The organism is Pantoea sp. OVA07A, assembly GCF_019969975.1.
In the GTDB taxonomy this organism is placed as follows: Bacteria; Pseudomonadota; Gammaproteobacteria; order Enterobacterales; family Enterobacteriaceae; genus Pantoea; species Pantoea agglomerans.
On record NZ_JAHXYM010000001.1, the window covers coordinates 1647962 to 1672213 of the forward strand.

General features: G+C 54.1%; 25 protein-coding genes and 2 tRNA genes. 12 read left to right on the forward strand and 15 right to left on the reverse strand.

Features of this window, described 5'->3' with window-relative positions; all coding sequences use genetic code 11:
- The first annotated feature begins 7 nt into the window (after positions 1–7).
- The 4 genes from pqiA to rmf all read left to right on the forward strand — a co-directional run bounded on the left by pqiA (position 8) and on the right by rmf (position 3919).
- Positions 8–1276 carry a membrane integrity-associated transporter subunit PqiA gene (gene pqiA / locus LC417_RS07845; RefSeq protein WP_223565681.1) on the forward strand — a complete coding sequence of 423 codons (1269 nt, stop codon included), beginning with the start codon at positions 8–10 and terminating at the stop codon, positions 1274–1276.
- The gene (gene pqiB / locus LC417_RS07850; RefSeq protein WP_223565682.1) at positions 1263–2906 is read left to right on the forward strand and encodes an intermembrane transport protein PqiB; all 1644 of its coding nucleotides are present in this window, start codon (positions 1263–1265) and stop codon (positions 2904–2906) included. The genes pqiA and pqiB overlap by 14 nt, the downstream gene beginning before the upstream one ends.
- Complete coding sequence (pqiC, locus tag LC417_RS07855) at positions 2903–3472, forward strand: membrane integrity-associated transporter subunit PqiC (protein ID WP_022625928.1); 570 nt, start codon at positions 2903–2905, stop codon at positions 3470–3472. The genes pqiB and pqiC overlap by 4 nt, the downstream gene beginning before the upstream one ends.
- Before the next feature lie 279 nt (positions 3473–3751).
- Positions 3752–3919 carry a ribosome modulation factor gene (gene rmf, locus LC417_RS07860; protein ID WP_008925875.1) on the forward strand — a complete coding sequence of 56 codons (168 nt, stop codon included), beginning with the start codon at positions 3752–3754 and terminating at the stop codon, positions 3917–3919.
- A gap of 68 nt (positions 3920–3987) precedes the next feature.
- Here the strand turns inward: rmf and fabA are convergent, their stop codons facing one another.
- Both fabA and LC417_RS07870 read right to left on the reverse strand, forming a co-directional pair.
- Positions 3988–4506: a bifunctional 3-hydroxydecanoyl-ACP dehydratase/trans-2-decenoyl-ACP isomerase gene (gene fabA, locus LC417_RS07865; RefSeq protein WP_009091047.1), complete on the reverse strand. Its 519-nt coding sequence runs from the start codon at positions 4504–4506 to the stop codon at positions 3988–3990.
- 68 nt (positions 4507–4574) lie between these two features.
- On the reverse strand, positions 4575–6443 hold the full coding sequence (locus LC417_RS07870; protein WP_223565683.1) for a Lon protease family protein: 1869 nt from the start codon (positions 6441–6443) through the stop codon (positions 4575–4577).
- A gap of 53 nt (positions 6444–6496) precedes the next feature.
- Here LC417_RS07870 and matP point away from each other — a divergent pair, with 53 nt between their 5' ends.
- Positions 6497–6964 carry a macrodomain Ter protein MatP gene (gene matP, locus LC417_RS07875; protein WP_138919647.1) on the forward strand — a complete coding sequence of 156 codons (468 nt, stop codon included), beginning with the start codon at positions 6497–6499 and terminating at the stop codon, positions 6962–6964.
- Positions 6965–7059: 95 nt separating this feature from the next.
- Here matP and ompA read toward each other — a convergent pair whose 3' ends face one another.
- The gene (gene ompA, locus LC417_RS07880) at positions 7060–8130 is read right to left on the reverse strand and encodes a porin OmpA (protein WP_010255028.1); all 1071 of its coding nucleotides are present in this window, start codon (positions 8128–8130) and stop codon (positions 7060–7062) included.
- A 350-nt stretch (positions 8131–8480) separates the two neighbouring features.
- Complete coding sequence (gene sulA / locus LC417_RS07885; protein WP_031592832.1) at positions 8481–8972, reverse strand: SOS-induced cell division inhibitor SulA; 492 nt, start codon at positions 8970–8972, stop codon at positions 8481–8483.
- A gap of 210 nt (positions 8973–9182) precedes the next feature.
- Here sulA and LC417_RS07890 point away from each other — a divergent pair, with 210 nt between their 5' ends.
- Positions 9183–9812 carry a TfoX/Sxy family DNA transformation protein gene (locus tag LC417_RS07890; RefSeq protein WP_223565684.1) on the forward strand — a complete coding sequence of 210 codons (630 nt, stop codon included), beginning with the start codon at positions 9183–9185 and terminating at the stop codon, positions 9810–9812.
- Here LC417_RS07890 and yccS read toward each other — a convergent pair.
- On the reverse strand, positions 9809–11968 hold the full coding sequence (gene yccS, locus LC417_RS07895; protein ID WP_223565685.1) for a YccS family putative transporter: 2160 nt from the start codon (positions 11966–11968) through the stop codon (positions 9809–9811). The genes LC417_RS07890 and yccS overlap by 4 nt on opposite strands.
- Positions 11952–12392: a YccF domain-containing protein gene (locus LC417_RS07900; RefSeq protein ID WP_010255036.1), complete on the reverse strand. Its 441-nt coding sequence runs from the start codon at positions 12390–12392 to the stop codon at positions 11952–11954. The genes yccS and LC417_RS07900 overlap by 17 nt, the downstream gene beginning before the upstream one ends.
- A gap of 123 nt (positions 12393–12515) precedes the next feature.
- Between LC417_RS07900 and helD the strand changes: the two genes are divergently transcribed.
- Positions 12516–14570, forward strand: a complete 2055-nt coding sequence (helD, locus tag LC417_RS07905) for a DNA helicase IV (RefSeq protein WP_223565686.1) — start codon at positions 12516–12518, stop codon at positions 14568–14570.
- A 1-nt stretch (position 14571) separates the two neighbouring features.
- On the opposite strand, the gene mgsA is transcribed toward helD, so the two are convergent.
- Together mgsA and LC417_RS07915 are read right to left on the reverse strand one after the other, a co-directional pair.
- Positions 14572–15030 carry a methylglyoxal synthase gene (gene mgsA / locus LC417_RS07910; RefSeq protein WP_010246657.1) on the reverse strand — a complete coding sequence of 153 codons (459 nt, stop codon included), beginning with the start codon at positions 15028–15030 and terminating at the stop codon, positions 14572–14574.
- Between the two features lie 69 nt (positions 15031–15099).
- Positions 15100–15741: a DUF2057 family protein gene (locus tag LC417_RS07915; protein ID WP_010669788.1), complete on the reverse strand. Its 642-nt coding sequence runs from the start codon at positions 15739–15741 to the stop codon at positions 15100–15102.
- Positions 15742–15917: 176 nt separating this feature from the next.
- Between LC417_RS07915 and LC417_RS07920 the strand changes: the two genes are divergently transcribed.
- The gene (locus LC417_RS07920) at positions 15918–16337 is read left to right on the forward strand and encodes a CoA-binding protein (protein ID WP_010669789.1); all 420 of its coding nucleotides are present in this window, start codon (positions 15918–15920) and stop codon (positions 16335–16337) included.
- Between the two features lie 31 nt (positions 16338–16368).
- Here LC417_RS07920 and hspQ read toward each other — a convergent pair whose 3' ends face one another.
- Positions 16369–16686 (reverse strand): heat shock protein HspQ, encoded by a 318-nt coding sequence (hspQ, locus tag LC417_RS07925; protein WP_010246651.1) that lies wholly within the window; start codon positions 16684–16686, stop codon positions 16369–16371.
- A gap of 59 nt (positions 16687–16745) precedes the next feature.
- The gene (gene rlmI / locus LC417_RS07930; protein WP_111533596.1) at positions 16746–17936 is read right to left on the reverse strand and encodes a 23S rRNA (cytosine(1962)-C(5))-methyltransferase RlmI; all 1191 of its coding nucleotides are present in this window, start codon (positions 17934–17936) and stop codon (positions 16746–16748) included.
- 85 nt (positions 17937–18021) lie between these two features.
- Between rlmI and yccX the strand changes: the two genes are divergently transcribed.
- On the forward strand, positions 18022–18300 hold the full coding sequence (gene yccX, locus LC417_RS07935; RefSeq protein WP_010246647.1) for an acylphosphatase: 279 nt from the start codon (positions 18022–18024) through the stop codon (positions 18298–18300).
- Here the strand turns inward: yccX and LC417_RS07940 are convergent, their stop codons facing one another.
- Both LC417_RS07940 and yccA read right to left on the reverse strand, forming a co-directional pair.
- The gene (locus LC417_RS07940; RefSeq protein ID WP_010669791.1) at positions 18301–18627 is read right to left on the reverse strand and encodes a TusE/DsrC/DsvC family sulfur relay protein; all 327 of its coding nucleotides are present in this window, start codon (positions 18625–18627) and stop codon (positions 18301–18303) included.
- A gap of 104 nt (positions 18628–18731) precedes the next feature.
- Positions 18732–19385, reverse strand: a complete 654-nt coding sequence (gene yccA / locus LC417_RS07945) for an FtsH protease modulator YccA (RefSeq protein WP_003850014.1) — start codon at positions 19383–19385, stop codon at positions 18732–18734.
- Between the two features lie 220 nt (positions 19386–19605).
- Between yccA and LC417_RS07950 the strand changes: the two genes are divergently transcribed.
- From LC417_RS07950 to agp, 3 genes are all read left to right on the forward strand, one after another.
- A tRNA-Ser gene (locus LC417_RS07950) sits at positions 19606–19693 on the forward strand.
- 67 nt (positions 19694–19760) lie between these two features.
- A tRNA-Ser gene (locus tag LC417_RS07955) sits at positions 19761–19848 on the forward strand.
- 271 nt (positions 19849–20119) lie between these two features.
- Positions 20120–21823 carry a bifunctional glucose-1-phosphatase/inositol phosphatase gene (gene agp, locus LC417_RS07960; RefSeq protein WP_200895140.1) on the forward strand — a complete coding sequence of 568 codons (1704 nt, stop codon included), beginning with the start codon at positions 20120–20122 and terminating at the stop codon, positions 21821–21823.
- A gap of 65 nt (positions 21824–21888) precedes the next feature.
- Here agp and LC417_RS07965 read toward each other — a convergent pair whose 3' ends face one another.
- From LC417_RS07965 to wrbA, 3 genes are read right to left on the reverse strand one after another with little or no spacing between them, the layout of a single operon-like run.
- Positions 21889–23262, reverse strand: a complete 1374-nt coding sequence (locus LC417_RS07965) for an NAD-dependent succinate-semialdehyde dehydrogenase (protein WP_223565687.1) — start codon at positions 23260–23262, stop codon at positions 21889–21891.
- A 53-nt stretch (positions 23263–23315) separates the two neighbouring features.
- Positions 23316–23546 carry a YccJ family protein gene (locus LC417_RS07970; RefSeq protein ID WP_010669794.1) on the reverse strand — a complete coding sequence of 77 codons (231 nt, stop codon included), beginning with the start codon at positions 23544–23546 and terminating at the stop codon, positions 23316–23318.
- Positions 23547–23566: 20 nt separating this feature from the next.
- Complete coding sequence (wrbA, locus tag LC417_RS07975) at positions 23567–24166, reverse strand: NAD(P)H:quinone oxidoreductase (RefSeq protein ID WP_022625914.1); 600 nt, start codon at positions 24164–24166, stop codon at positions 23567–23569.
- Positions 24167–24252 lie beyond the last annotated feature (86 nt).

Here is a 24252-nt window from a genome sequence, read left to right on the forward strand (position 1 = left end):
CTAACGGATGTGTTCAGCAGTGAAAAGTAACGCGTGGATGCTCTGTCCACAATGCGATTTAATGATTAAGCTGCCGGACATTCCCGTTGGCAGCCGTGCGTCATGCCCGCGCTGCCACACCTCCCTGACGGCCAACTGGCACGAACCGCGTAAACGGCCAACGGGCTATGCGCTGGCAGCGCTGTTTATGCTGCTGCTGGCGAATCTGTTTCCTTTTGTCTCAATGAAGGTGGCCGGGCTGACCAGCCAGATCACCCTGGCGCAGATCCCTCAGGTGATGGTGACGGAAGATTACAGCAGTCTGGCGACGCTGTTCCTTCTCTTTGTGCAGGCGGTTCCGGCCTTCTGCATGATCACCATTATCCTGCTGGTCAATCCGGTCCCGTTGCCGACGCGCCTCAAAATCGGTCTGGCACGTATCCTGTTTCAGCTGCGAAACTGGGGCATGGCAGAAATCTTTATGGCGGGCGTGCTGGTCAGTTTCGTCAAGCTGATGGCCTATGGCGAGATCGGCCTGGAGACCAGCTTCTGGCCGTGGGTTCTGTTCTGTCTGCTGCAGTTGCGGGCCTTTCAGTGCGTTGATCGACGTGGCTTGTGGGACAGTCTGTCACCCCGGCCTGCGCTGCCCCATCCGCCCGAAGTGGGCATCAGTGGTTTAGAGCAGGGTCTGCGCTCCTGTCCCTGCTGTACGGCCATTCTGCCGGAAGCAGAGCATAAGTGTCCCCGCTGCGGCGTCACGGCCGAGGCACGGCGTAAGCACAGCCTGCAGTGGACGCTGGCGCTGTTGTTCACCTCAATACTGCTTTATATCCCGGCCAACCTGTTGCCGATTATGGTGACGGAAACCCTCGGCACTGCCTATCCTTCCAATATCATGGCGGGGGTGATTGTGCTGTGGGGTGATGGCTCCTATCCGGTGGCGCTGGTGATCTTTATCGCCAGTATCATGGTGCCTACGCTGAAAATGCTGGCGATTGGCTGGCTTTGCTGGGATGCCAGCGGACGCGGACAGCGTGACAGCCACAGGATGCACAAAATTTATGAAGTGGTCGAATTTGTTGGCCGCTGGTCAATGATCGACGTGTTTGTTATTGCCGTGCTCTCTGCGCTGGTGCGCATGGGGCAATTAATGAATGTTTATCCCGCGTGGGGGGCAGTATTGTTTGCAATGGTGGTGATTATCACCATGATTGCTGCCATGACCTTTGACCCGCGATTAACCTGGGATCGTGTACGCGAAAACAATATGAAGGAGTCGCGCCTTGACGGAAACTAATCACGGCCATGCAAAGGTGGAACAGATTAAGCGCTGGTCGCCGGTCTGGATTGTCCCCATCGTTACGCTGTTAATCGGCGGATGGATCCTCTTTTATCACTTCAGCCATCAGGGGCCGGAAGTCACCCTCATCACCGAAAACGCCGAAGGCATTGTTGCGGGTAAAACCACGATTAAAAGCCGCAGTGTGGATGTCGGTGTGGTGGAAAGCGCGGTGTTAAGCGACGATCTTCACCATGTGGAAATCAAAGCGCGCCTGAATTCAGGCATGGAAAAACTGCTGCACAGCGACAGCGTTTTCTGGGTGGTGAAACCGCAGGTGGGTCGCGAAGGGATCAGCGGTCTCGGTACTCTGTTATCCGGTGCCTATATCGAATTACAGCCGGGCACTAAAAGCCAGGCACCCGAGCAGTTTAAGCTGCTGGATGCGCCGCCGTTAGCGCCACCGGATGCCAAAGGGATTCGCATCGTGCTGGACAGCAAGAAAGCGGGTCAGCTCAATCCGGGGGATCCGGTCCTGTTCCGCGGCTATCGCGTCGGTACGGTCGAGACCAGTATTTTCGATACCGAAAAACGCATGATGACCTATCAGCTGTTCGTCGCTGCGCCTTACGATCGCCTGATTACAACCAATGTGCGCTTCTGGAAGGACAGCGGCATCGCCGTGGATATGTCCGCTTCAGGAATGCGGGTGGAAATGGGATCGCTGACCACACTGTTCAGCGGCGGCGTCAGTTTTGACGTGCCGGATGGCTGGGAGCTGGGTCAGCCTGCGCAGAATAAGTCTGATTATCATCTGTTTGACGATCAGCGCAGCATTCAGGACTCGCTCTATACCAACCATATTGATTACCTGATGTTCTTCACCGACTCCATCCGTGGTCTGCAGGCGGGTGCGCCGGTTGAATTCCGCGGCATTCGCCTGGGTACCGTCTCAGAAGCGCCATTGATGAAAGCCGGTCTGGACCAGGCGCTGAACAATGATTACCGCGTGCCGGTGCTGATTCGCATTGAGCCGGATCGCTTTATCAGCCGACTGGGTGAGAACTTCGATCTGCAACAGCATCTGCAGGATGGTAAAAAACGTGGCCTGCGTGCGACGCTGAAAACCGGCAGTCTGTTGTCGGGTGCGCTCTATGTCGATCTCGACTTCTATGACAATGCACCGCCTTACAAAGGTCCGCAGAAAGTCTCTGGCTATGAAGTTATCCCAACGGTCAGCGGTGGCCTGAGCCAGATTCAGCAGAAGCTGATGGCGGCGCTGGATAAGATCAACAGTCTGCCACTGAACGGTATGGTCAATGAAGCGACAGGCACGCTGAAAGAGAGCCAGAAAACGATGCGTGATCTGCAGCGCACCATCGACAACATCAACAAAGTCACCGCCAGTCCGGCTATGAAAACCCTGCCGGAAGACCTGCAGCAGACATTGCGCGAGCTGAACCGCAGCATGAAAGGCCTGCAGCCAGGCTCACCAGCCTACAGCAAGCTGGTGGGGGATATGCAGCGCCTGGATAAGGTTCTGCGTGAACTCCAGCCGGTGTTAAGAACGCTTAACACCAAGAGCAATGCGCTGGTATTTGAGGCAAAACCGGGACAGGATCCCCAGCCGAAGAGGGCGAAACAGTGAATAAAGGATTGATACTTTGTGCCGCGCTGGTGTTGAGTGCGTGCAGTAGCAGCGTTGACAATACCTGGTATCAGCTGCCCTCCGGGGCGGCTTCCATGCAGGTCAGCAGCAGCCAGCTGAATGAAGCGCAACCGATGTTATGGGTGCAGCAGGTGACGGTGCCGGACTATCTGGCAGGCAACGGACTGGTTTATCAGACCAGCGATGTCAAATACGTTATCGCCGCGAATAATCTCTGGGCCAGCCCGCTCGATCAGCAGTTGCAGCAGACATTGATCACTAACCTGAGCAAGGCGCTGCCAGGCCGGCTGGTCGCAGGTTCACCTTTAGGCGCGCAGCACGATACGCTGAATGTGACCGTGACAGGCTTTCAGGGACGCTATGATGGCAAAGCAGTCGTCAGTGGCGAATGGACGCTGGAACATCAGGGCCGGCTGACCAAACAGGCGTTTAACCTGGTACTGCCGCAGACCGAAGATGGCTACGATGCGATGGTCAGAACGCTGGCGGCGGGCTGGCAACAGACAGCACAGAAGATTGCCAATAGCGTGGTTGCGTTAAATTAAGATTGATGTGAATAAATAAGCTAAGCCCCTGACCGATTGTCGTGCTTTTTCGACAGAGGTCAGGGGCTTTTTTATTAGCTTAATCAGAAAGATAGTGTTGTTGCATGCATCACAGAACGTCATTATTTTTACCGATTAAGGTCACATTTATGACACTGGCATGAAGATTGGGCATTGATCTTTGGGTGCGCAGGAGGTAGAACATAAGTGTGGTTGAACATTAATTCACCACTTTTCTTTCCACCAGATTCCACAGACCTTACATGAGGGACACGGAGTATGAAGAGACAGAAACGAGACCGCCTCGAACGCGCCCATTCACGTGGTTATCAGGCAGGTATTACTGGACGCTCAAAAGAGATGTGTCCGTATCAGTTGATTGACGCTAAGTCTCACTGGTTGGGAGGTTGGCGACAAGCCATGGAGGACAGGTCGGTAGCTGCATAACCGGATGTCACTGAAAAGGGAATATAACCTCCGCCATGCGCGGAGGTTTTTGTTTCGGGGGGAAACGCTTAGAAAGCGGCGGTATCTTTAAACAGGCCGACTTTAAGATCGCTGGCGGTATAGATCAGATTACCGTCAACCAGCACTTCACCATCTGCCACGCCCATAACCAGTTTGCGGTTAATAACGCGTTTGAAGTGAATGCGGTAAGTCACTTTCTTCGCATCTGGCAGGACCTGACCGGTGAATTTCACTTCACCCACGCCCAGCGCACGACCTTTACCTTCGCCGCCCAGCCAGCCCAGATAGAAACCAACCAGCTGCCACATGGCATCAAGGCCCAGACAACCCGGCATCACCGGATCGCCAATAAAGTGACAGCCGAAGAACCAGAGATCAGGATTGATATCCAGCTCCGCTTCAACAAAGCCTTTGTCATATTTGCCGCCGTCTTCGGTCATTTTGACCACGCGGTCCATCATCAGCATGTTGCCGGATGGAAGCGGCGGACCATTTTCGCCAAACAGTTCACCACGACCTGACAGAATCAGATCTTCTTTGGTATAGGATTCGCGTTTATCTACCATGTTTTCAATAAGCCTTGTTTTAGTGAATCACGAATATTAGCGAACAGTTGTACGCTGAGCAAATCGGATTAACGGTGGTTGAACCAGTTAAGCCAGCGCAGCGCCCAGGGACGTTGCGGACCGTCCGGCTGGTTGAACAGGCTAATGCGTTCCTGGATGGTATTCAGCAGGCAATCGCCCAAGCGATCCTCGGTACTCCAGATTTTACCGGTCAGCAGCGGTAGCGCTTCATCGGCACGGTCAATTGCCCAGATATGGAAATGACCCTGTTCAACCGCACTGACAACCGCCTGGCTGAGGCTGAGATGACGGACATTGCTGGCGGGAATAATCACACCCTGCTGACCTGTCAGTTCTCGCTGATGGCAGATATCAAAGAAGCCTTCGATTTTCTCGTTCAGTCCGCCCACCGGTTGTACGTTGCCAAACTGATCAACCGAGCCGGTCACCGCAATTTGCTGATTGATGGGCTGATTAGCCAGCGCGCTGATTAAGGCACAGAGTTCAGCCAGTGAAGCACTGTCACCATCCACCTCGGAGTAAGATTGCTCAAAGACCATTGAGGCCGAGAAGGGCAGTTGCTGATCGAGTTCCAGTTCGGCAATCAGGTAAGCCTGCATAATCATCATGCCTTTGGCATGAATATTACCGCCCAGCTCCGCTTTACGCTCGATATCCATGAATTCACCATCGCCGGGATGTACCACGCAGGTAATACGCGAGGGATCGCCCCAGGCACGGGGATGGCCAGGATATTCAACGACCGACAGGCCATTAATCTGACCAACCACTTCGCCTTCGGTTTCAATCAGAATCTGTCGCAGCAGGATCTCGTCACGCATCCGCTCATTGAGATAATTCTCGCGCCACAAACGCGCTTCCAGCGCATCACGCAGCGCTTCAGCGTTCAATTCATCGCCCATCAGGGCCGATTCGCGCATCTGGCGTTGTAGCCAGCGGGGGCAGAGTGGCAGCGTCTCTTGATCGCCGCTGTAGCGGACGCCTTCTTTAATCAGTTCTGGCCAGAAGTCCGCTTCCGGCTGGGGCAGACCCGCCTGTTGCGCCAGTTCGATGTTCCAGCGACACCAGGCAAGCATGTCATCTTCATCCAGAATCTGAATATTCTCTTCAAATTCAGTATAGATGGCCATTTCGTGAGCTTCGGGATCCAGCTCCTGAAATTCTGCCAGCGCTTCCCGATCGCCACACAGGACCAGTTTCAGATTGAGGGGCAAGGGAGGAATCGAGACTGGCAGCGGCCGGCGTTCATCCTGAGATGTCCACTCAACATAACCCTGCTCAATACACTTTTTCAGGCGTAACCAGAGAATCGGTTGCGTCATCAGGCTACGCAGTGAAAGCAGCAGCGTGCCGCCATTAGCACGATGGATCAGGCCCGGTTCCAGCTGGATGCGATCTTTATACTGGCGCACGCAGCCAAACAACTGCTCCATCTCAATCCATTCAGCAAAGTGAATACCACCCTGACTGGTGAACGGGCGTTGAGGATCGGAGGGGGGCTGGAGCGTGACGTTGTCGGCCATGATATGGTAATCACCGCCGAATAGAGTGGTACTGTCGGCCATGACCCGCTCTGCGGCCTGGGCAATGAATGTCAGATAATCGCGATTCTCCTGGCTACGAACCAGCAGTAACGGGAACCCCTGCGTCTGATGGTGTAAGTGCGCCAGTGCATTCAGCAACCGGGGCTGTACCGTTGCCAGAGCATCAGTTTCTTCATCAGCAATTCGGGAGAAAACGGATTGGTATTGCGCGCTATCTGGCTGTAAGGTCTGCCACGTAAGTTGAGTGCTGGTCAAAATAATCGCATTTGTCTGTTTTAAGAAAAGCGAGATTATACAGGATTCACCCTTGTTAAGCACTGCAGACTTCCTGTTGAAGATGTGATGGTGACAGCATGTTTTTCGTTGCTGCATCCGGGAAAAAAGCTGTTATTCTTAGTTCGTTACGTGATCACGATGAGATTCCGATGAAATACCAGCAACTCGAAAATCTTGAATGTGGATGGAAGTGGAAATACCTGGTGAAAAAACATCGGGAAGGTGAACTGATCACGCGTCACCTTGAATTAAGCGCGGCGCAGGCAGCAGTGGATAAGCTGCTGGCAATGGAAAATAATCCGGTTACAGTGAATGAATGGATCGCAGAACATATTCACGCTGATCTGGATAACCGACTGAAGCAAACCATCCGTGCCCGACGGAAACGCCATTTCAACGCTGAGCATCAGCATACGCGAAAAAAATCGATAGACTTGGAGTATCTGGTCTGGCAGCGACTGGCAGGTCTGGCACAGCGGCGCGGCTGCACGCTCTCTGAAACGATTGTTCAGCTGATAGAAGATGCAGAACGTAAAGAGAAATATGCCACTCAGATGTCGAGCCTGAAGCAGGATTTGCAGGCGATTCTGGGTAACTCCGGTTCAGAGAGCGAATAATCGGGCAGGGCAATCAAAGCCTTTATCCTTCAGTCCGGTTTTATTACCGGCATAAAAAAACCCCGCCTTAGCGGGGTTTTTTATTACGTGTAAACTTAAGCCTGTGGCTGAGTTACAACGTCTTTGATACCTTTAACGTCGATTTCTACACGACGGTCCGGCGCCAGGCAGTCGATCAGGGCATTACGGCCTTTCACGCTGTCACAGGTGTTGCCGGTAACTGGGTTAGATTCACCCATGCCACGTGCAGAGATCTTGTTAGAAGGAATACCTTTAGATACCAGGTAATCTACGACTGACTGAGCACGTTTCTCAGACAGTTTCTGGTTGTACTGCTCTGAACCGATGCGATCGGTGAAGCCCAGTACGACAACGGAACCATCTTTAGGATCCATTGAGCTCAGCTGGCTGTACAGCTGATCCAGAGCCTGCTGGCCTTCTGGCTTCAGAGTAGATTTGTTGAAGGTGAACAGAACGTCAGACTTCAGAGTGAAACGCTTGGTTTCAACAACTGGAGCTGGTGCTGGAGCCGGAGCTGGCGCCGGAGCAGCGACGTCATCCTGACCGAAGCGGTATGAAACGCCTACGCTCAGCATGCCGTTGTCTGGACGAGTACCAACGGTCTGTGCATCACCGATGTTGTTAACCCACTGGTAATCCAGACGGGTAGCCCAGTTTTTGGTCAGCGCATATTCAACACCAACAGCAGCCAGCGGAGATACGCCGGTGTCGTGGTCGCTGATGCGGCCAGTAGTTGGGTTAGTCTGCGTTGAGTCTGCACGCCATACCATGCCGCCCAGACGAGTATACACGTCCAGATCGTCATAGATTGGGTAGCTCAGTTTAGCAGCCAGCTGAACGCCCTGTGCTTTGAATGCGCCGTTAGTCACGTTGCCTTTGTTAGGCATGCGACCCAGCCAGTCATAGCCCAGCTCGAAGCCCAGGTATGGATTTGCCTGGTAACCAACGAATGCACCTGCACCCAGCTGGCTTTCATGAGTTGGACCGTCATTGTTTTCGTAACCGTTACCGTAGTAACCAGTGTCGTGATACTGAGACCAGCCCAGTTTAGCACCGGTGTACCAGGTGTCATCTTTCGGAGCGGCCTGCGCTACGGTAGCGAAGCCAGCCAGTGCCACTGCAATTGCGATAGCTGTCTTTTTCATTTTGCGCCTCGTTATCATCCAAATAGGCAATGAGCAAAAAGGTTGCTCTTGGTTTAAATCCTTCGCCGGGTCAAAACGCTCGCTTATGACTCTACCGCAAAAAACGGAGGTTATTGAGCACCCTGGCGAGCTAAAGTCTACAACGAGATTGGAAACTTACAAGTATGATGTGAGGCGCTTATGTAAAAAAACAGCGATTTATACACAATTTCTAACAATTAGGCTGGTCTTATTGCCGCGGCAAAAAGCCCTAAAAACTTGCTAAACCATTGTCAACGCTCGAACTAACAGAATCAGTGGTTTAGCTGCGACAGATAAGAAAAATAGCTTGGGAAACTTCTGATTTTTACTTAATGAAACAAATCCGACTGAATTTTTATCGCAGTTTGCGGTCTGAGAGGCGCTTCTGATGTCCCGCTTGCACGCAAAATCAATCCTAACGCTTCACCCTCTGCCGCCGCATTTTCAAGTTGACGTCGTTCATCTTCGTCAAGATCGTAAGGAATCCATGCCAGAACGACACTGTAATTTCCTGTACGCAATGCTTTAACCATCGCTTCAACCGCATTCAGACGTTCAGAATCGGCGATATGCATACTTTTATCCAGTGGTAATCCTGATTCCTGCAGCCAGGTGCGATTCAGTTTATATGCCGGTGTTAACCACAACTGCCAGCGTGATTGCTGACTCAGCTGCTGTAATAAAGGCAACAGCAACATCTGCATCATACCGGGCTGTTCGCTGTAGCGTAACTCAGTAATTCCACCGCCCTGAGAGGCCGGAACGGAAGAGGACGCATAATGATGAGCATAGCGTGAATTATCAGGATGTTGTGTTCGCATAAGTTAATCACCAGCAGTGGACTGTATGAATATACAGTACTGTCATCCTGGATAAAGATCAACCCAAATTTCTGAAAACGCCTCGCAAAATCGCGACAAGATTAGTTGAAACGCTATTTATTCATTGAACCCGTTGACGCTTTTTTTTATCTTCTAATTACCTGATACCCAAGGTAATTTACGATATATTTCTTACATGGAGGTGGTGCAATGAAAAAGGTGAATCCGGTTGTAGAGCGCTCCAGAGCGCGCCTGGCCCCATTAGGAACAATAGAGTCGCGCACCCAGTTCGGAGGCTATGCCCTGGCTGTAGAAAGTGTGGTTTTTGCCTTAATTAATAAAGACGAACTCTATCTGCGTGCCAGTGAACATTTGCGGGAATACCTTACAGATCGTCCGCTGCAACCCCTGATTTTTCGCAAGCGGGGCAAGCTGGTGAGTCTCAATTACTTTCGGGTCGATGAGGCGTTGTGGCGCGACCCTGACCATCTGCTGGCGCTCTCTGCTGCCTCTTTAGAAACGGCGCAGCTGGAGTTGCAGGACCGACAATCCTCACCGCGGTTAAAAGATCTGCCAAATCTCAGCGTACGTATGGAGATGATGCTGTACGAGGCGGGCGTCATGAGCGTCAATCATCTCTACCAGATGGGGGCTAAACAGTGCTGGCTGAAGCTTAAAGCGATCAACCAGCACGTTGGGTTCCAGACATTACTTGCGCTGCAGGGGGCGATCACGGGCCACCATGCCGCTGCGCTGCCGCAGGCGACACGGGCGGAGCTGAATGCGTGGTTCCAGCGCACGCTTTTATCAAACCCCAATCTCAGAAACGGCGAAGGCTAATCAGTGATTAGCGTGCGGCGCAGGCGAGCCACATCGGGCATTAATGCCACCAGCAGACCGAGTTGCTGGAGCACCAGCGGCGCACGCGTATCCGCATCTGCGGCCAGCTGGCTGATTCGCTGAGCCAGTTGATGGCGCATCGTTTCTACGTGCTCATCGCTGACAACTTCCGTCTGCAGCACATCCTCCACATAGCAAACCGTATCATCCAGCAATGTCAGCAGTTCGGGTGCGGTAATTTTATCGCGGTGAGCGCCCAGCGCAGAAATGTAACTCAGAAATGAATGGTTGGAGCAAAGCAGCTGAAAAGCCGAATCGCGCAGCTTCTGGCTGGTGCGACTTTCACTGCTCATGTTTGAGACCACTGACGCCAGTTCAGCATCCGCGTTATGCGCATCACGCCGTGCAATGCGATAGGCGAGACGGTTATCTTTGCCCTGATGATATTGCTCCATGATCGCGTCCAGATAGCGGCAATTCGCTTTCAGCGTTCGTTCTGCCACGGCAGGTAACTGACGAAAGCGCCAGTCAGGCCAGATAAACGCGACAGCCAGCCAGGCCAGCCCACAGCCCAGTAGGGTATCCACTACCCGCGGCAGGGCAACTTCAAACCCTTCACCCAGCAGGTTAAAGCAGAGCAGCACCAGCAGAGTGATAAACAGCGTGGCCTGTGCATACTGCACCTGCCTGAAAGCGAAGAACAGGACGCCCGTAATCACTATCAGGATTAACTGACCTTCAATCGAAGGCACCAGCCATAAAACGGGCAGACCAATCGCAATCCCCGCCAGCGTTCCGCCGATGCGCAAGGCCAGTCGTCGCTGCGTTGCATTGTAGTTGGGCTGGCAGACAAACAGGCTGGTCAGCAAAATCCAGTATCCCCGCTCCAGCCCGGTTACCTGAATAAAACCATATCCAATACAGAGCACCATAGACATGCGAACCGCATGCCGGAACAGCGCCGATGCGGGAGAGAGGTGGCGGCTGAAGCGCAGCCGGATATCACTCCAGCCACTCAATCCTTCGCGTGACAGCAGATTGTCACTGTGCTGAGGATCTTCACCGGCCAGCGTCTGTTCTGACTCGATCGAAGCAAGCTGTGCGTCGATGGCGCGCAGGTTGCGCAGCAGCCAGAAAAGAGCACGGGTATGCGTAGCGTCGGGATCATGCTGCTCCAGACGTTCTATCGCTTTCTGTAATCGTTCAAATGCACGCTCAAAACGGCTGTCATGCACCCACCTTTGACGCATCAGAATGCAATGTGCCAGCTGGCGACAGGCCTGAGCCTGCATATTCAGCAGGCGCTGAAAGCGAAACAGAATTTCGTTGTAGCGCCAGTCGCCGCGCAGCAGATGATATTGCAAATGGGAAGAGCTGGCCCGTTCATGAATATCCTGCGCCACAAAGTAGTAGTGCAGACTACGGCGGGTGCCGCGCGACCCGCGATCGCCGCGCAGACGACTCTGCAGTGTGGTCTTGGTCAGATTAAGTTGCGCCACTAACTGGCTGTTGACCATCGCCGCATCAATAAACGCGGCATCATCCTGATCGCCCGCGTCGGGATCGAAAAGATTCGCTTTGGCATCAAGGTAACGCGCCAGTTGTGAAAAACTTCCGGCCAGTTGCTCCTGCACCGGCCGGACCGGAAACATCAGATGGCCCAGTAATGTCAGCAGGTTGTACCACAGCGCGCCGACCAGCAGCAGCATCGGCTGCATATACCACTGGCTGAACAGTCCGATGCCGAGCATGGTATAGACCGCAATCAGCAGAGCACCAAAGGCGATAGTCGCATAGCGCTGGCCAAGGGCGCCCAGCAGAATAAAGCCCCAGGTCGAGATTGCCAGCCCGATAATAAAGGCGAACGGATAAGGAAACAGTAACTCGACTGAAACCGAGGCGATGCAGAAGCAGAGCAGGGTAATCAGCAGATTCTTCAGGCGACCGGCCAGGCGATCATCAAGATCGGCCAGCGCAGCCGCGACCACTCCCAGGGTCAGAGGGATCGTCCACTCAATCTGATGCAGCCACCAGGGAATGGCGGCGCAGCCACTCAGTGCAAACAGTATCCGCAGCAGATAGCGCCACGTACTGTTAAACAGATATTTGCGCCAGCCTGGCACGGCATCCGACATCATATTAGTAGCGGCGGACATTGGCTTCGCGCGCGGCACGCGCCTCTTCCACCGACACCACCCGACGGCCAACCGGCCAGAGCGCGATAGCGGCGATCTTAAAGTTCGCAATCCCTACCGGAATACCGATGATACTGATGCACTGCACAATCCCCACGGAGATGTGCGAAAGGCAGAGCCACCAGCCGAAGAAAATCAGCCAGAAGATATTCAGAAAGGTGCCGCCGGTATTCAGAATATGACTCTTACTTTCCGGACGCAGCACATCAACATGCACCGCCTCGTTGCCAAACGGCAGCAGCGAGAGTTTGGTGATTTCCCAGCAGGAGCGGGTCAGCGGCAGGGTAAAAATCAGCACGATGCTGATTAACGTGGCAAACAGCCAGCTCAGGGTGGTGAAAAAACCGCCCAGAACAAAATTAAGAATATTTAAAACGGTGCGCATGATCTTCTTTTCCTTTTGCATTCCGCAAGATGTGACGCCAAGTTTAGCCTGTTTTAAGGCTGGAGCGCTAAGGGTCTGACAGGTAAACTCCCCCTAATCCTATTCTCTGACGTTGGTGTCGGCGTGGAACTGAAAGCAACCTCGATGGGCAAACGGCTTGCCCAGCATCCTTATAATCGTGTCCGTTTGATGGCGGCAGGCGTCGAAGTCAGCGGCGATAAGCATGAGTATCTGATCCCCTTTAACCAGTTACTGGATATCGCCTGCAAGCGCGGGCTGGTGTGGGGCGAGCTGGAGTTTTTGCTGGCCGATGAAAAAGTGGTCCGCCTGCATGGCACGGAATGGCAGGAAACGCAGCGCTTTCACCACTATCTGCTGCAGGCCTGGCAGAGCTGGAGTCTGGAGATGAGCGCAGTGTGCCGCGAGGTGCTGCAGGCGCTACGCGACGAAATCGAGGCGTTTGGCGCGCAGGATCGCTGGCTGAACCGCCACGAGTTGCAGGCGCTGAAAACCAACATCCTCAAACAGTTCGATGCATTGCCGATGCCGCTCTCCCGCTTAAAAGATTTTGCTGACTGCCGGGATAACTGGCAATTCTGTCAGCGCTGGCTGGAGCAGGGTGAAACGGCGTTGCGGCAGCGAAACCGCGACTGGACGGCCGCCATGCTCACCCGCTATCAGGATTTCTTTGCCAGCGTCGAGAGCACGCCACTCAATCAGTCGCAATGTGAGGCGGTGGTTAATGGCGAGAATTCTCTGCTGGTACTGGCAGGCGCGGGCAGCGGTAAAACCTCGGTGCTGGTGGCTCGTGCAGGCTGGTTAATGCAGCGCAAGCTGGCCAGCGCCGATCAAATCCTGTTACTGGCATTTGGCCGCCAGGCGGCTGAAGAGATGAACGTACGTATCCAGTCGCGGCTCTCCGCCGCTGACATCCAGGCGCGGACCTTCCATTCTCTGGCACTGCATATTATTCGTGAAGGCAGTAATAAGCAGCCGGTTATCAGCAAACTTGAGAGTGATGCCGATGCGCGTCGCACGCTGCTGATCCAGCAGTGGCGGCAGCAGTGCCATGAGAAGAAGGCGCAGGCAAACGGCTGGCGTCAGTGGCTGCGTGATGAACTGGAGTGGGAGTTACCCGAGGGGCCATTCTGGGAGGACGACCGGCTGGCAAACCGGCTGGCGTCACGGCTGGAGCGCTGGCTCGGTCTGATGCGCATGCATGGCGGTGCGCAGGCAGCGATGATCGCCGACGTGCCCGAAGAGATCCGCAATCTCTTCAGTAAGCGCATCAAATTGATGGCACCGTTGATGAAAGCGTGGAAGAGCGCATTAAAAGAGGAGGGCGCGGTCGATTTCTCGGGTCTGATTCACCAGGCGATTGCCATTCTGGAAAAAGGACGGTTTATCAGTCCGTGGAAACACATTCTGGTGGATGAATTCCAGGATATTTCGCCTCAGCGTGCCGCGTTACTGAGCGCATTGCGCCAGCAGAATAAGCGTACCGCACTATTTGCTGTTGGGGATGACTGGCAGGCCATCTACCGCTTTAGTGGGGCGGAGATGACGCTGACGACGGCATTCCATCACTATTTTGGTGAGGGAGACCGCTGCGTACTGGACACAACCTACCGTTTCAACGACCGCATCGGCGACATTGCCAACCGGTTTATACAACAGAATCCGCAGCAGCTGGCAAAACCGCTGAACAGCATTACCAAAGGCAATAAAAAGTCGATTTCGCTGCTGGCGCAGGATCAGCTGGAAGCCTTGCTGAACAAACTCAGCGGTTACGCGAAGCCTGATGAGCGAATTCTGCTGCTGGCGCGTTATCACTATCTGCGGCCGGATTTACTGGATAAAGCCAGAACCCGCTGGCCGAAGCTTAATCTGGAATTTATGACGATTCATGCCAGCAAAGGTCAGCAGGCAGATTACGTCATTTTGCTGGGATTACAGCAGGGTAAAGAGGGCTTCCCGGCAGAGGCGCGCGAATCGATTATTGAACAGGGCTTATTACCGCAGCCAGAAGCGTTCCCTGATGCAGAAGAGCGCCGTCTGGCCTATGTGGCACTGACGCGCGCGCGTCAGCAGGTTTTTCTGATGTTCGATAAGGCAGCGCCGTCACCGTTTGTCGATCACTTCCGCGAGCTGGGTGTGCCGGTGCTGCGTAAAGCCTGAGTTACTTCAGACGATCGGCCAGATAGCGCTGATAGTCGGGGATCATAATCTCTACACTTTGCGCAAACAGTGGCGACTGAATGATAAAGTCAGCCGTGGACCGGTTAGTGGCTACCGGGATATTCCATACGGTAGCCAGACGCAGCAGTGCTTTGACATCCGGATCGTGCGGCACTGCGTTGAGTGGATCCCAGAAAAAAATCAGTGCATCGATCTTCCCTTCCGAAATCAGCGCACCCACCTGCTGATCGCCGCCCATCGGGCCGCTCAGCATGGCTGTCACATTCAGACCCGTATCGCGATTGATCAGATTCCCGGTAGTGCCGGTGGCATAGAGGATGTGCGATTCCAGCGCGGGCTGGTTTTGTTTCACCCAGTCAAGCAGGGCGGCTTTGCAGTGGTCGTGGGCGACCAGCGCGATATGTTTTGTGGTGCCGAGGGTACGAACAGTCTGTTCCATAAAGGCGTCCTGGTAAGGCTCATGCGCAAGAAGAGAGAGCATGAGTGTACCTCTGGCCTTTCGACTCTATCAACTTGTACGTAGCATTTTGACCAGCGTCAGAAGCTGCTGACGCGTGGCTTCATCGAAGCGGTGAAACCAGCGGTGCAGCGAGGGCAGTTCGGCCTGAGTAGTCCAGTCCAGATCGGCGGTAAGCCGGACGGAAGAGGGCGTTGCAGAAGGGGTATTTGCAAACCGCGGCACAGAGGCAATCTGGCGGGTGCGATTATAATTCAGCATCGCTTTTTCCATATCTGCGGATGTGGTGACCGGCAGGTGGTCGCGCACGCTGGTAATCTCCGTGCCTTTTTCATCCACCAGCTGAAAGTTCAGGCTGCGGTCAAAATGATAACGCTCGCGTTTTGTCTCCAGCGCAGGCAACCGAATGGTAATGGTTTTGGCAACCGCGGTGAACGTGACGATCATCGGCACCGACTGATAAGCGATGACGTTCTCATTCTGACCTTTGCGCTGCTGCTCTACCCGAAACAGAAACTGATGCTGACCGCGGTCCAGCTCCAGGCTGTCTGCGCCTTTGAGGAGGGAGCCTGAAATTTTTCGACCATCCAGCACCAGCAAATCGATCTGAGGATCGAGCTTTAATGTGATGGCAGAACAGGACGCCGAAACGAGGAGGGTAATTAACCCCGTAACAGCCAGCGACAGCTTCATTTCAACTCCGGTAACTGAAGACACAAAGGATGGTGTGTAGCAAATTCTTACATTATGGCAGTTAATTTACATTTAAACATATTTATTCGTGCGCGGGTTCAATTAATTTCGCTGAGGACTTACCCGCTAAAGGGCACGCCAATCTACACTCAACACTGGCCTGAAAGGAGTTAAACATGAACGATCAGACAATTCGTGAGGTGCTGACGCGCACCCAACGTATCGCCTTAGTCGGAGCAAGCGATCGCCCCGAACGTCCCAGTTACGGTGTGATGAAATATCTGCTCGATCAGGGGTATGAGGTGATCCCGGTCAGCCCGAAACTGGCAGGGAAAACGCTGCTGGGGCAGCAGGGGTATGCCAGCCTGGCGGATGTACCGGGCAAGATTGATATGGTGGATGTCTTTCGCAATTCTGAAGCCGCGTGGGGCGTGGCCCAGGAGGCTATCGCCGTGGGGGCAAAAACATTATGGCTGCAGCTGGGTGTGATTAATGAGCAGGCGGCGGTACTGGCACAGGATGCGGGCATGACGGTGATTATGGATCGCTGCCCGAAGATTGAAATTCCGCGTCTGGGAATAACGCGTCAGAAATGATGAGTGTGGCGGCAGAGCGTGCCGCCACAGATTAATGTCGCAGATGAGGTGCCTGTAATTGCTGACGTACCGATGCTGCCAGCTCATCCATTGAAGGCTGCTCTGGGTGTTCAATGCTGGTTTCGCCGGAAAGCTGAATCTCAGCAACGTAGGTATGTACCTGATCGCCTTCCTCATCTTCCATCACCACATGATACCAGGGCGCGGTGCGCATTTTCTCTTCCGCGCCAACATCTTCAATTTTAGGCTCATCTAACGAGTATTCAGGATCGACATCGACGATAACGCCCAGTACGCCGGACAAACGATGACGAACCTGCTGACCAATACCAAATTTACTGGCAATCATTGTGACCTCCGAAAAAAAAGCTCTCTTACCAATATGGGGGCAGGAGCCGTTTTTTCAAGTCATATGACGCGGCAGGCGAAACCTTTCAGGTAGAGACCTTCCGGATAGCTGGCGATCACCGGATGATCTGCGGCCTGGCGGAACTGCTCAATAAACTGCACTTCACGGCCCGCATCCAGCGCGGCATCGGCGATGATCTTCTGGAACAGATCGGTGGCCATCAGACCGGAGCAGGAGAAGGTCATTAATATGCCGCCCGGATTCAGTAACTGAATGGCGAGCATATTAATGTCTTTATAGCCGCGACATGCGCCCATCAACTGGCTTTTGTTTTCGACGAACTTTGGCGGATCCATAATAATCAGATCAAATTTCTCGCCACTGTCCCGGTAACGGCGCAGCAGTTTGAAAACATCATCACGCTCAAATTGCGCGCGTGAGAGATCCAGCTCATTGAGTTCAACGTTCTGACGGGCAACGTCCAGCGCCTCCTGGGAGGTATCCACGCTGATCACTTCTTTACAGCCACCCATCAGCGCAGAAACCGCGAATCCGCCGGTGTAAGAGAAGCAGTTAAGGACACGGGCATCCTGCGCGTAACGACGCGTGGCGAGACGGCTATCACGCTGATCAAGGTAATAGCCGGTTTTGTGACCGCCCTGGATATCTACCAGCAGCTTCATGCCATGTTCGGTAATCGGCAGCAGCGGCGGTGGCAGTTCACCGGTAACGGTGCCCTGCGTCAGCGCCAGCCCCTCTTTCTTACGAACGGCGACGTCAGAACGGTCATAGATGGCGCAGCCAGGGAAACAGTGCTGCAGGGCGGTGATGATCGCTGCACGCTGATATTCTGCGCCTGCTGAGAGCAGCTGCATTACTAAAAAGTTGCCAAAGCGGTCAATGGTGACGCCCGGTAAACCATCAGATTCACCAGCGATCAGGCGATAGCTGTCCAGACCATCGCGGGCCGCCAGCCATTCGCGCCACTGCTGCGCCTGTTCAAACCGGCGGACAAAGAAGGCGATATCGATGGATTCATCGGCCTGCCAGCTCCAGACGCGGGCGCGGATCTGCGACTCGGGTGAATAAGCGGCGCGAGCCAGCCATTTACCGTTGCTGTCACAAACGTCAATGGTTTCACCCAGTTGCGCTTTACCTTCCAGACGCGCAACGGCACCTGAAAAGACCCATGGATGGCGACGGAGCAGGGACTTTTCACGCCCCTTTGCGAGAATCAATCTGACTGTCATAGTTTGCTATGCTTACCTGAAAAAATGAGGCGCCATTGTCCGGTGGATAACGGGAAATTGCAACGAACAGCAGCAGGAGAGAATAATGTCAGCAGCCTGTTTTAAAGCATGGGTTCATGGCCGCGTCCAGGGCGTCGGGTTTCGTTACAGTACTCAGGCAGAAGCCAGGACGCTGGGCGTACTGGGCTATGCGCGAAATCTGGATGACGGCAGTGTCGAGGTGCTGGCCTGGGGTGAGGCGGAGCAGGTCGATGCGCTGATCGCCTGGCTTAAAGCGGGCGGGCCACGCAGCGCGCGCGTTGAAAAGGTGCTGGTGGAGCCGCACCAGCCCGCAGAGCCGCCCCGCGATTTTACGACCGGTTAATTACAGACATTTCGCCGGTTTAGGCAGGCCGGCGATTTTCGTCGCCTGTTTAGCCGGCCCTTCAGGGAACAGGCGGAACAGATAGCGGCTATTGCCTTTCTCTTCGCCATATTTCTGCGCCATCGCCTTCACCAGCATTCGCACGGCGGGTGAGGTGTTATATTCCAGATAAAAGGCGCGCACAAAATGGACCACTTCCCAGTGTGCTTCAGTCAGGGTCAGGCCTTCCTGCTCAGCGATGTGGACAGCCAGTGCTTCACTCCAGTCGCCGGGATGCTTCAGATAGCCTTCGGCATCGACGGCGATTTCGTTACCGTTAAAATTCACGTGACATCCTCTTAGTAAATGACGGCGCAGTTTATCAAACCTGGCGGGCAGTAAAAGCAAAAACCCCGCCGAAGCGGGGTTTTACAGGCTACTGTCACTGCGGATTAGTTACTGCGGGCAAACCCCAGCAGGCTCAGCAGGCTGACAAAGATGTTATAGAGCGAAACATAGAGGCTGACCGTCGCCCGGATGTAGTTGGTTTCGCCACCGTGAATGATGTTGCTGGTTTCCCACAAAATCGCACCAGCTGAAAACAGAATGAACAGGGCGCTGATGGCCAGATGCAATGCAGGCAGCTGCAGGAAGATGTTGGCTACCACAGCAACCAGCAACACAACGAAACCTGCCATCATCATGCCGCCGAGGAAGGACATATCACGACGTGTGGTCAGCACGTAAGCCGAACAGCAGAAGAACACCAGCGCCGTGCCGCCCAGCGCCAGCGCTATCACGTCACCCATGCCTGCGGTTAAGAATGAGCTCAGGATAGGCCCCAGGCAATAACCCAGGAAGCCGGTAAAGGCAAAAGCGGCCAGAATGCCCATCGGGCTGTTAGCCAGACGGTAGGTTAAAAACATTAAGCCATAGAAGCCAACCAGCATCAGGATTAAACCCGGCGCAGGCAGGGCCAGCAGGGTGCTGGCGGTAGCCGTAACGGCCGAGAAGGCCAGTGTCAGTCCGAGAAGAAAATAGGTATTGCGCAGAACTCTGTGCGTAGACAGCAGTGAGGACTGCGATGAGGTGACAATTCTTTCCATGTTGCGCTCCTTTAAGCAGAACACCAAATATGTGCCGAGAATACGCAGGCCATTAAAGAGGGAAAAGGCGTTTTACCCTTCTTTACGCGCTAAACTGCTAATTGTTTGAGCAGAGTGGCGATTTTGACACCGAAAAATCACAATCTGGCTGTTTTTCAGGCGAATAGACAGATAGGTGCTTTACATCCCTAAACGGGGTGTTTATAGTGCGCGTCATTGCGGAGGGGTGGCCGAGCGGCTTAAGGCAGCGGTCTTGAAAACCGCCGATGGGAAACCATCCGAGAGTTCGAATCTCTCCTCCTCCGCCACTTTATCTGCCCTGGGCAATAAAGCGGCAAAAATAGATGTTTTGCCAATGCAATACAGTTTCAAAACGGAGGGGTGGCCGAGCGGCTTAAGGCAGCGGTCTTGAAAACCGCCGATGGGAAACCATCCGAGAGTTCGAATCTCTCCTCCTCCGCCACATTTTACAGGCCAGCACGCAGTGCTGGCCTGTTTCGTTTCTGCTCTCTCTGTAACTTCTTCCTGTCTGAAAAAAGCGTGCCACTCTCTGTGACGCGTGGCTGCGCATTCATCTCTCCGGTGCATCTCTGCTATAGTCCACTCACCGTTTTTGCAAACATCTGGCGCTTTTCTGAGGCGAGCTGAGTTACACTGTTGATTACATCGCTCTGAGGCGAGCTAATGGGTTGATAGCCAGAGTGTTTCTTTACTGAATGAATGGAATAGGCACAATGATCAAGAAACTGAGTCTTTGCGCATTGTCAGTGCTCGCTGCATTGCCGGTCGGAACGGTAGCATTTGCTGCTGAGGGTGATATGCAGCTGCAACAGGTGCTGATGTTAAGTCGTCACAATCTGCGTGCACCGCTGGCTGATAATGGCAGCGTGCTGGCGCAGTCGACCAAAAAGAGCTGGCCGCAGTGGGATGTTCCCGGCGGACAGCTGACCACGAAAGGTGGTGTGCTGGAAGTCTACATGGGTAACTACACCCGTCAGTGGCTGGCACAGCAGGGCCTGGTGAAGAACGGCAGCTGTCCTGACAGCAATAACGTCTTTGTTTACGCCAACAGCCTGCAGCGCACTGTGGCCACCGCCCAGTTCTTTGTTAATGGCGCCTTCCCGGGCTGTGACGTCGCGGTCTCTCATCAGGATGAAATGGGTTCCATGGATCCTATCTTCAATCCGGTTATCACAGATGGCAGTGAAGCATTCAATAAGAAAGCGCTGGCTGAGATGGCCGCTGCAAATGAAAAACTGTCGCTGAAGCCTGCCTTCCAGCGCCTGGAAAAGATTGTCGACTACAAAGCATCGCCTGCCTGCAACAATAAAAAGCAGTGCGATCTCAGCAGTGGTCAGAACACCTTCAGCGCTGAAAATGGTAAAGAACCGAATGTCAGTGGCCCGCTGAAAACGGGGAATTCCCTGATGGATGCGTTCACGCTGCAATATTACGAAGGTTTCCCGCTGGATCAGGTTGCTTGGGGCCAGATCAAAACGCCTGAGCAGTGGAAAGAGCTGTCAGCGATTAAAAATGGTTACCAGGATGCGCTGTTTACCAGCCCGGACATTTCCCGTGAAGTGGCGGCACCGCTGGTGGACTACATCCGCAGTCAGTTAGTGGACCAGGACAAAGCCAACGCGCCAAAAATTACGCTGATGGTAGGCCATGACTCAAACATCGCCTCGCTGCTGAGCGCGTTGCAGGTCAAACCTTATGAACTGCCTGATACCTTCGAAAAAACGCCGATTGGCGGTCAGGTTGTTTTCGAACGCTGGCATGATGCCAAAAATGATAAAGACCTGCTCAAAGTTGAGTATGTCTATCAGAGCGCCGATCAGCTGCGCAACGCAGACGTGCTGAGCCTGAAGAACCCACCGAAGCGCGTTACGCTGCAGCTGACGGGTTGTGAGACCGATGCAAACGGCTATTGCAGCTGGGATCAGTTCTCTCAGGTGCTGAATGCTGCGCTGCAGGGCACGCCAATGCAGCCAGCGGCGGCACCACAACCGGCAGCCCAGTCTGACGACGACAGTGCGAAAGCCGCAGCGACCAATGACGCTGCTGCTGATAAGGCTGAAGCGGATAAAGCGACCGCGGCGAAAGAGAAGGCTGACGCCGATAAAGCTGCCGCTGAGAAGTCTGAAGCCGATAAAGCCGCCGCTGAAAAAGCAAAAGCGGACAAGGCAGCAGCCGATAAAGCTGCGGCTGAGAAGGCAAAAGCGGACAAGGCAGCAGCCGATAAAGCCGCCGCTGAGAAGGCAAAAGCGGACAAGGCAGCAGCCGATAAAGCCGCCGCTGAGAAAGCGAAAGCGGACAACGCGGCAGCGAAATCAGCCAGTGCCGATAAAGGTGCGGCTGACCAGGCTAACGCCTCGAACACGCCTGCAACAGCGCACAACGACGAATCAAAGTCAGCGGCTGTGGCAACACAGTAATCGTGCTTTCCGGCTGATAATAAAAAACCCCGTCGAGACGGGGTTTTTTTATGGCTGCAAGGCGATTAACCCGCCACGACCACCAGTTTCTGGTTAGCAAACTCTTTGATGCCCAGATCAGACAGCTCACGGCCATAACCTGAACGTTTCACGCCACCAAAGGGCAGCTCCGCTGAGGTGTCGCTCTGGGAGTTGATAAACACCATGCCGGTTTCAATGGCGGAGGCCAGTTTACGACCGCGTGCAATATCGCGTGTCCAGACCGAGCCGCCCAGACCATAGTGAGAGTCGTTCGCCAGCGCCACAGCCGCCTGATCGTCCCCTATGACATAAACCTGCGCGACCGGACCGAAGAACTCCTGATAATAGGCGGGATTATCCGGGGTAATGCCAGTGAGAATGGTTGGCTGATAGTAGCAACCTGCACCGTCAACGGCTTTGCCGCCCGTGACCAGTTTTGCGCCATTGGCGACGGCTTCGTCTACCTGTTGCACCAGGCGGTCACGCGCGTCAGCGGAGGAGAGCGGGCCAAGCGTAGTCTTCTCATCCAGCGGATCGCCCAGCGTAGCGGAACTCAGTGCAGCGCTGAACTGGCTGATAAAGCGATCGGCAATCTTCTCATGCAGAATAAAACGTTTTGCGGCGGTACAGACCTGTCCGCAGTTGCTGAGGCGAGCCTGCACGCCCTGACGTACCGCTTCATCAAGATCGGCATCATCCAGCACCACAAACACGTCATTGCCACCCAGCTCCAGCGTCGATTTCTTAAGATGCTTACCGGCCTGCTCAGCCACGGCGCTGCCCGCGCGCTCGGATCCGGTCAGGGCGACACCCTGTACGCGGTCGTCAGCAATCAGATCGGCGACCTGATCGGTGGAGATGAACAGGTTAGTCCAGGCCCCTTCAGGTGCACCCGCTTCACGAACCAGCTTCTCAAAGACATCGGCACAGTGCGGCACGATATTGGCATGTTTTGCCAGCACCGGGTTACCCAGCGCCAGGTTAGGTGCCAGCACGCGCATCAGCTGATAGTAAGGGAAGTTCCACGGCTCGACGGCGACTAAAACGCCAATCGGGTGATACTCAACCCAGGCTTCGCCCAGATCGCTGGGATAGGACTGCGGCTGCAGAATACGTTCCGCATTCTCTGCGTAGTAGCGGGCAATCTGCGAGCAGATTTTCACTTCTCCGCGGCTCTGACCAATCAGTTTACCCATCTCTTTACTGGCGATGGTGGCCAGTTCTTCCGCGCGGCTATCAATCAGGTCAGCCAGTTTTTTCAGTACCTGCAGACGCGGCTGAATATCACCTTTGCTCCATGAAGAATGGAAAAGGCGATCGGCCACTTCGAGGGCATGGCTGGCGGCGGCTTCATCGTGTGACGGCCAGCTTTTCAGCAACTGGTTGTTTGCGGGATTAATGCTTTGATAGGAAGACATAGCGTACTCCTTGGTGAGCTAAAAATTGAGGGCGGGAAAGTCCCGCCCCTGAATCAGACGTTCTTACGTTCTACGGGCTTGTCATCCCAGGTCAGGAGATCTTTATCGGTTTTTTCAAAGGCGCGAATCAGCACGTCATCACTGCCTTGCTGACGCCAGATCTCTTCTGCCAGTTTTTCATCGTAATTGGCCACTTCGAAAATGGCCTCGGCAATTTCAGGGGAGGTATGACGCAGACTTGCCCATTCGCCAACGTGATGTGCTTTTGATTGTTCAGTAGACATACTTTTCTCCTTTGATTAAATCAGTCCTGCAGTTTGACGGTCAGTCCGGCAACATGTTCGCCCTGAAAACGGGCGATATTCAGTTCCGCTTCGGTAGGCTGACGCGAACCATCGCCGCCCGCCAGGGTGGTGGCTCCATAAGGCGTTCCACCGCGAACCTGTGAAATATCGAACAACTCTTTGGTTCCGTAGCCGATTGGCACAATCACCATGCCGTGATGCGCCAGGGTGGTCCAGACAGACGTGATGGTCTGTTCCTGTCCGCCGCCGGTGCCGGTTGAGGTAAAGACGCTGGCAACCTTGCCAAACAGCGCGCCTGACGCCCAGAGTCCGCCGGTGCGATCCCAGAATGTCCGCATCTGTCCGGCCATGTTGCCGAAGCGGGTCGGGGTACCGACGATAATCGCGTCATAGTGCGGCAGCACCTCAGGCGTGGCTTCTGCTGCCTGCTGATCGGTTTTGCCACCCACCTGTGCAAAGCGATCGGCCTCCATCGTTTCTGGTACCCGCAGGATATCCACTTCCGCGCCGGGAACCCGACGAGCGCCTTCTGCAACCGCGTTCGCCATTGTTTCAATATGTCCGTACATCGAGTAGTAGAGCACCAGAATCTTAGCCATTGATCTCTCCAGATGGTTTTGACGTCCAGAAAAAGTATAGAAGAGCTTTCGTTTTACGCAGGCGATGCCGAAGCCGGAACGGAGGA